This window comes from Gammaproteobacteria bacterium (assembly GCA_016765075.1).
In the GTDB taxonomy this organism is placed as follows: Bacteria; Pseudomonadota; Gammaproteobacteria.
The window spans coordinates 1-6,797 of the sequence record JAESQP010000160.1 but is presented as its reverse complement, the minus strand read 5'-3'; the positions used below and the strand labels follow the sequence as shown (position 1 = coordinate 6,797).

The window sequence follows — 6,797 nt, the reverse complement described above, 5'->3', positions numbered from 1 at the left end:
GTGCACCCCTCAAGGGGGTATTGAACAGAACCCTTGGGGTGCAAAATCTATCACGAGATAGCGACACAATTGAAAACATTGATTAATATTCACTACTATCCCGTTAACTAAAATTCGTCATGCCGGTGCAGGCCGGTATCCAGTAAGCTATTGAAAGACATGGATGCCGGATCGGCAAAACGCTGTCCGGTATGACAACACTCTTTTTTGATTTTCATGTCCCCCAAGCTTCTGTTTATCCCTTTGTCTTTTATCAGTATGGCTGTTAGCTGAATTCACCGGAAGTTAACGGGACAGCAGTGATTAATATTAGTTGTGTGCTTGGTAAGTAACAGCGGGAATTTATGCATTAAAATTTATGTGTTACGCTGTTTTCTACTTTGTAATTTGATATAGCGCATGAATCAAATGACAGTTTTCTGTCCTGGAAATAAATGCTCCATCTTCACTGCATTTTCAGCATATTCTTGTCCTAACTCTTGTAGTAGTGGTATTGCTGATAAATTGTCTATCTTGATATCGTTTGCAGAAAGTTTTAGGCTATTTTTTTTGTCAAAAAGATGGTTGTAGCGAACGTAAGTAAATAGTTGTTGTGATTCTAGTATTAAGCTCGGTTGTCTCAAATCGCCAATTTCAGAGTCTATAGTTTCTCCATATAAACAATCCCCCATAACGCGACACATCATGTCTTGATTATCAATTGCAGAAGCTAAAATAGCAGGGATGAAATGCCCAAGCTGGTCAATCATGTTGACTTTTTGAGCGGTTGCATGAGTAAGGCGAGTTTTTGTTTTGCCTGTTCCGATTGAAATTAAATGAATGTTTTCGCGCCCGGTTTCCCAGCCAATATTGTATTGTGGCAGAGTGGCTGTAAGTAAAGTGATCATGCTTGGGTTATTATATTGTGTAACGGCACCATCAAGAAAGAGATCGACACGGTCTCCAATTTCAATCTCTTGTGGTGGGAAGTACGCGGGCGCTGCAGTCGAAGCGCGTAATAATTGCCATAAGGGTATATTCAAATTGCAATCAGGCAGTATTTTTTGATTGTACATTGCATTAGGATTGTTGGTGACGGGCCAAGGTGAGCCAGTGCTAGCGTTTCGGGTGACGATGAGTAGTAATGTTTTGAGTTTATTGCTGCCAAGTAAGGCAGGTGTTTTTTCTGTGTCGTCTTCACAGAATAATGCTTTAAAAAAATCACTAATAAAGGTTTCTTTATATTTTGATTTCCACAACTTATTCCAACTTTCGCGAGCGAATAGCACTTCACCTTGTTCGAGATAAAAATCTTCAAGCGCTTTCACCGATAATCCCCACGACAAACCTGCTGCGATCATTGCCCCTGTGCTGGTGCCTGAAAAAAAATCAAATTCATCGGCCAGAACTAAGTTTGGATTTTTTCTATGCGCACGAAACAGTGATTCAATACGCGCTAGAATTTGTAAAGAGTAAATGCCGCGAACGCCGCCACCATCAAAAGTTAGTATGCGTTTCATGTCTTATTCAAATTAAGTGTTAGTGAGAATTGCTAAAGCGTGTCATAGAATGCCATTCCTCAACTTCATTCAATAATTCATATTCTAATTTTTCTACTGCTCGCCAAAGACTTGGCCAAGTCACGGAGGTATCCACTTCTCTATCTGCAGTTTCTAAATGCATGAGCATGTTTTGGTACCGTTGAGCACGGCGATTGGTATCATGCGCCACGGAAATTGCTAGTAAGGCCGCAACGAGTAGCGGTAAAAATACGGAAATGAGTATTGCGGAATCGGCAAAATAATCGCCCATGTGGGCTAACTTGAACCCTACTGCGCAAAGCGCACCAACGATAGCGATGACCATTAACGCGTTGGAGAATTTCTTCGTTATATAATTGGTGAATGTTGAGGCTTTTATCTTGCTGCGATAATAGTTGATTTGGTCTCTAATTCGGTTTTCTAGATAGTGTTGTTTAGCATTGCTAAATGAGAGTTCTGAGTCTCTATCCATTTCCCAGGAAATCATGATATTTTTTGCAAGATCGCTAAACTCAGTAACATTAGCAAGAGTGATATTGACTTTTCGTCGTTTTAGTGGCCATATGGCAATAAAAAATCGATAGAGTTCTGCTTTAGGCCGTGTGCTTGTCCAGTGATGTTGAATTCGATGATGCCAAAAGACCAAAGTCCAAGCTAATACGAGTGCTAATAGTTTTACTATACCTATCGCCAATAAAATGTTCGGGTTGAAATCATTAAGACCATCTTTAAAGATAATTCCAGTAATGGCAAAACCTGAAGCTATCAGGTGTAAGAGTATAATAACGATGGATAGGCTTCGTGCTTGAGGGCCTTTTTTTGACGCCAAAGTATCGTAGTAATGGTAATTATTTTTTATGACCTCTAGCTCACCTTTGCTATGAGGGGTATCACATTTTACGCATTCGGCGGGCAGCTGATCAGCGTTTTCAATGTGCGTTTTGCCAGTAATAGCATTGATTATGATAATGGGCTTGTTGAGTGATCGTGCATACTTAATAGCATCTGAGGTACCGCCAGTGCCGTAATTTTCTTCCAGGTTCCAAACAGCAAGTAAAATATCGCATCGATCAACGGTTATCACCCCAGCGTCGAGGTAGGCCTCTTTATCGCTTGCAATGGTTTCAACGACATCGAATTCAATGGCGCGGTGTATTTGCTTTTCAGCTCGGAGCCAATCTTCTTCTTTAAAATCTGCTTTAAAGCGACTTTGCCCAAATGGCAGTACAATCATCGCTGGCACAGATTGTGCCTCTGCTGTTTCCAGAAATAGCGTGTCTGCACCGCTTGCAACAGAAGAATAGCTAACGATAGAGCCATATTTTTCAATAAAGTTATCGAGACAGTCAGCTAAAGCGCTGCGAACTAGCTTCTCATCGTCTAGTTGACGATGCCCGGTAAAACCGATAGTTGTCCATTTCTGTGTTGTTACAGGTTCACGGCTTGTGCCATCTGAGCTAGCCACACGATTTCCCCAGTCGCTGATGCAATATTCCAGCTATTGTACTGAAGTTGCCGCCGTATTTGATAGCCGGGTTAATAATGGCAGAGATAATGCGTAATCCCCCCGAAAAGCCGGAGTAATGAGAAGTAGAAAATTCTATTAGGAACTTCAGCACCAATCTCAAGGCCTTTCTTGCTAAAAAAAGGATATGTAGAAGTCTTGACTTTGATTAAATCAGGCTATGCCTCTCGGCAAGAGCTTTTATGTTTGAATGAAGTTTTTTATGAATGGGGCTGAGACAGCCTTGAGCTTTAATAACTTTATCGAATTCTTCACGTATTATACCCTCTTTTGCGTATTTCAAAAATACGCGTAGAACGATTATTCCAGAATAGCTTCCGGTGATATCATTGAAAGTGGATCGGCCTAAGTTGCCAGGTATATTTATAATCGTTGAGCCAGCGCTTATTTTATCCGTTATCGTGACTTCTGATTTTTGAACGTTATTTATGAATGCTATTTTTGTTGCACCTCCAGGAATGGAATCCCCGCAAATTTCTATTGCTGATCGACCATATGCTTGTGCTATACGACGCACAAGCCTTTTTGCCTTAGGGTTACCTAACTTATAGTAACTGCTCGTAAGCACTTCTCCGTTTACAACGCGCCAAACTGCGCCGTCACTAATTTCAATACCTAAAAGTTTTTTCTGCTTTTCTGCTAGTGCGCGTTTTTTTTGCGCTTGTTCTACTGTCGCCCAGCCCCGATCTCTGGTTGCTCGTAAACCGGCCAATGTTCTACGTTCTGGGTCAACGTTTATCCCCTGTCCAAATAAAGAAATATCACCCGGGATTATTTTACCTTCATAATTTTTGACGCTAAAAAAACCGAAACGCTCTTCATAAACGTTTTCTAGAACCTCCTTTTCTGGTACCTCTTCGCCCTTTTGGCTAAAAAATATACCTTCTATATATAGTTGTCCTCTCACTGAAAAATTTGATCCTGCGCCACACTCATATTCCACGGCTGGGACTACTTTATCTCTAAAAAAAGGCATTAAGTATTGTTCTGTGATTTGTACTTTATCGGCAAAGCTTGATTTGAATACGATACTTACCCATGGTGAGTAATCACCGCACATGCCGAGGGAGAAAGTTGTGGCTCTATTTAAATGAATAAAAGCTTCGTCTGTTTCTGCCAAGAGCTTTCCAGTTCTGTGAGGTATCCGTAATTCCTTTTCTTCAGGTGATCGTTTTCTATAGGATGGTAGCTCGTTATTGGCAAGATTGAGTTGCCAATTTTCATTTTTAGATATCTTGGTCTTAAATGCTCTCCCTCTGCTATGTTTTCCAGTAAGAATAATTCGTTTGGCTTGTGGGCATTCTAATGAAATGATGGTGCGAATTAGCCCAACCATCTTTAGTAAGTCTTTATTTGCACTCTCCAGGTTTTCTTTTTTATCGGAAAGAATTTCTATTCTGACTGCGCTTCCGCAAGCAAAATCGTATGGTTTAAGGGCTTTAAATCCTGCATGTTTGCCCATCACCTCTTCTGAGGCGGAAAGCGGGGGAATTGCCATTAAAAATAATGCTAGCACAGCAAATAATCTCATCACTTATCTTATATCCAATATTTTAATGTATGTATCCACAGGGTTTTGTTTTTCATGGTTTTATTTGTCGCGCTGCGATTCTGCTTCTAGCGTTTCTAATAACGCTATTATTGCCATTGGCCTTGCTCAGTAATTGGACATTTGTTTCAGTATAGAAGAATTGGTTTTGCGTAGAAAAAATATGTCTCAAGGCATTGTTTAATATTTTATTCAATATAGCAGCACGTATACCCAATTATCTATACTCTGCCTAATTATGTCAATTACAACAACCTTGTTGCTGTAGCATTGTTTGTATGTAGTTTGTAGTATGCGGAGGCAATAGTTTCTAATTCACTAATGCAGTACACAGTGTATTGCCTGATGAACAATTACTGATTTTTATGTGACCGATTTAGACAGGCCAAACAGTGAGAAAAAAGCCGTATTGAATACGCGTAAATTTAATACGATTTTATGCGTTTTTCTCATCAGTTTATCTGTTGCTCCTTTCAAGGGCATGCTGGGGAATGCCCATGCGTCTATAACCGAGTTGATCGGCGTTCGAATATCGTCTGACCCAGACCGTACTAGACTGGTTTTTGATATTTCTGGTCCACTGGAATATAAATTATATTCTCTTGATAACCCTGATCGCGTTGTACTGGATTTACAATCAGCACGATTGCTGGGTGATCTTCCTAGAGAGGGAGTAGGTTTTGTTAGACGTGTACGCAGCGCCGTACGCAACAAAACGGATTTACGCATTGTTCTCGACGCCAAGAAAAAACTAAAACCAAAAACATTTTTGCTGCCACCGAGCAAAAGCGCTGGCCATCGATTAGTGGTTGATCTTTATAAGGCGCCTGAGCGCAATGCCAAACGTCAGGCTGTAAAATCAACTCAACAAATAGCAAAACCAACGCTGCGTGATGTGGTCATTGCGATCGATGCGGGACATGGTGGTAAAGATACCGGTGCCATCGGCGCACAAGGTACGCGTGAAAAAGATGTAGTACTAAAAATTGCGCGTAAATTAAAACATAAAATCGATAAGCAGCGTGGAATGAAGGGGGTGCTAGTGAGGAACAGCGATCGTTATATTGATTTGCGACACCGTATGGAAATTGCCCGTCGCGCAAAGGCCGATTTATTTATATCTATTCATGCAGACGCCGCTATCAGTCGCAAAGTTAGAGGGGCATCGGTATATGTATTGTCTGAGAATGGTGCTAGCGATGAGGCGGCACACTGGTTAGCAAATCGCGAAAATAAATCTGACTTGGTTGGGGGTATTAGCCTTGATGATAAAGATGTCTTGATTAGAGAAACATTGCTCGATTTATCGCAAAACGTGACACAGAAAGACAGCTATGAGAGCGCAAAACATGTCTTAAGTGCTATGGGTAATGTGACACGCTTGCGTAATGAAAAAATATTAGAGGCGGGGTTTTTAGTGCTAAAATCACCCGATATACCCTCCATATTGATTGAAACCGCTTATATTTCTAACCTCAATGAAGAGCAGAATCTTCGTAGTAATGGCTATCAACGTAAATTGGTCTTAGCGATAGTAACAGGCTTAAAAAATTACTTTGCCGGTGCTGCTCCACCGGATTCATTATTGGCATCTATTAAGCGCACGCGTCGCCATGTCATTACACGTGGTGAGAATTTGTCATTGATAGCTCATCGTTATCAGGTCAGCTTGGAACATTTACGTGAAATTAATCGGTTGCGCAGCGATAAAGTGCTCGTTGGACAGGTATTGATCATCCCACAAAATACATAGTTTTTATTTATTATATTTTATAAAAATGATTGCAGTTGGAGATGCCAGGTGATGTTGGTATGGGTAAATATATTATTGTTCTTACAGAAGAGGTAAGAGGTGTGAGCACAAGCGCGGCACTTTATTCATTCGGAGATCCACTTTTATGGACTTGTACCGTGTCGCGCAATGAGGTTGGCGATGTAACAATTAGTAGCGGAAACGGTCGCTCTGACTGGAATGAAACAATATAAAGCGCCAGGTTTGTGTATCTAGTTGTCCCTGAAGATTACCTAACGCATTAATATTAAAGACTAAAGTTACAATAAGCGTTAAATAGTTTGCAAGCAAACAAGTCATCGGACTCAAAACCTTGCAAACTATGAAGCCTGAAACGCCCGATAATCACCCTGATTTATTTCGTTCACAACTTTCTCAAATTCTTAAGATGTCACACCCACTGTGCCGTTT

Annotated in this window: 4 protein-coding genes; 1 reads left to right on the top strand and 3 read right to left on the bottom strand. The window is 40.8% G+C overall.

Going from position 1 to position 6,797, the window contains the following annotated elements; genetic code table 11:
• Positions 1 to 404: 404 nt before the first annotated feature.
• The 3 genes from JKY90_09940 to JKY90_09930 all read right to left on the bottom strand — a co-directional run bounded on the left by JKY90_09940 (position 405) and on the right by JKY90_09930 (position 4,579).
• Positions 405 to 1,499, bottom strand: coding sequence for a patatin-like phospholipase family protein (locus tag JKY90_09940; protein MBL4852574.1), 1,095 nt, complete (start codon positions 1,497 to 1,499; stop codon positions 405 to 407).
• Between the two features lie 19 nt (positions 1,500 to 1,518).
• The gene (locus JKY90_09935; protein ID MBL4852573.1) at positions 1,519 to 2,985 is read right to left on the bottom strand and encodes a hypothetical protein; all 1,467 of its coding nucleotides are present in this window, start codon (positions 2,983 to 2,985) and stop codon (positions 1,519 to 1,521) included.
• A gap of 208 nt (positions 2,986 to 3,193) precedes the next feature.
• On the bottom strand, positions 3,194 to 4,579 hold the full coding sequence (locus tag JKY90_09930) for a hypothetical protein (protein ID MBL4852572.1): 1,386 nt from the start codon (positions 4,577 to 4,579) through the stop codon (positions 3,194 to 3,196).
• 382 nt (positions 4,580 to 4,961) lie between these two features.
• Here JKY90_09930 and JKY90_09925 point away from each other — a divergent pair, with 382 nt between their 5' ends.
• Entirely contained in the window at positions 4,962 to 6,347 is a 1,386-nt protein-coding gene (locus JKY90_09925; protein ID MBL4852571.1) for an N-acetylmuramoyl-L-alanine amidase, read from the top strand.
• Positions 6,348 to 6,797: the final 450 nt, after the last annotated feature.

Bases quoted from the DNA above. Each gene is read 5' to 3' on its own strand.
- JKY90_09940 (MBL4852574.1), bottom strand. From the start codon at position 1,499: ATGAAACGCATACTAACTTTTGATGGTGGCGGCGTTCGCGGCATTTAC.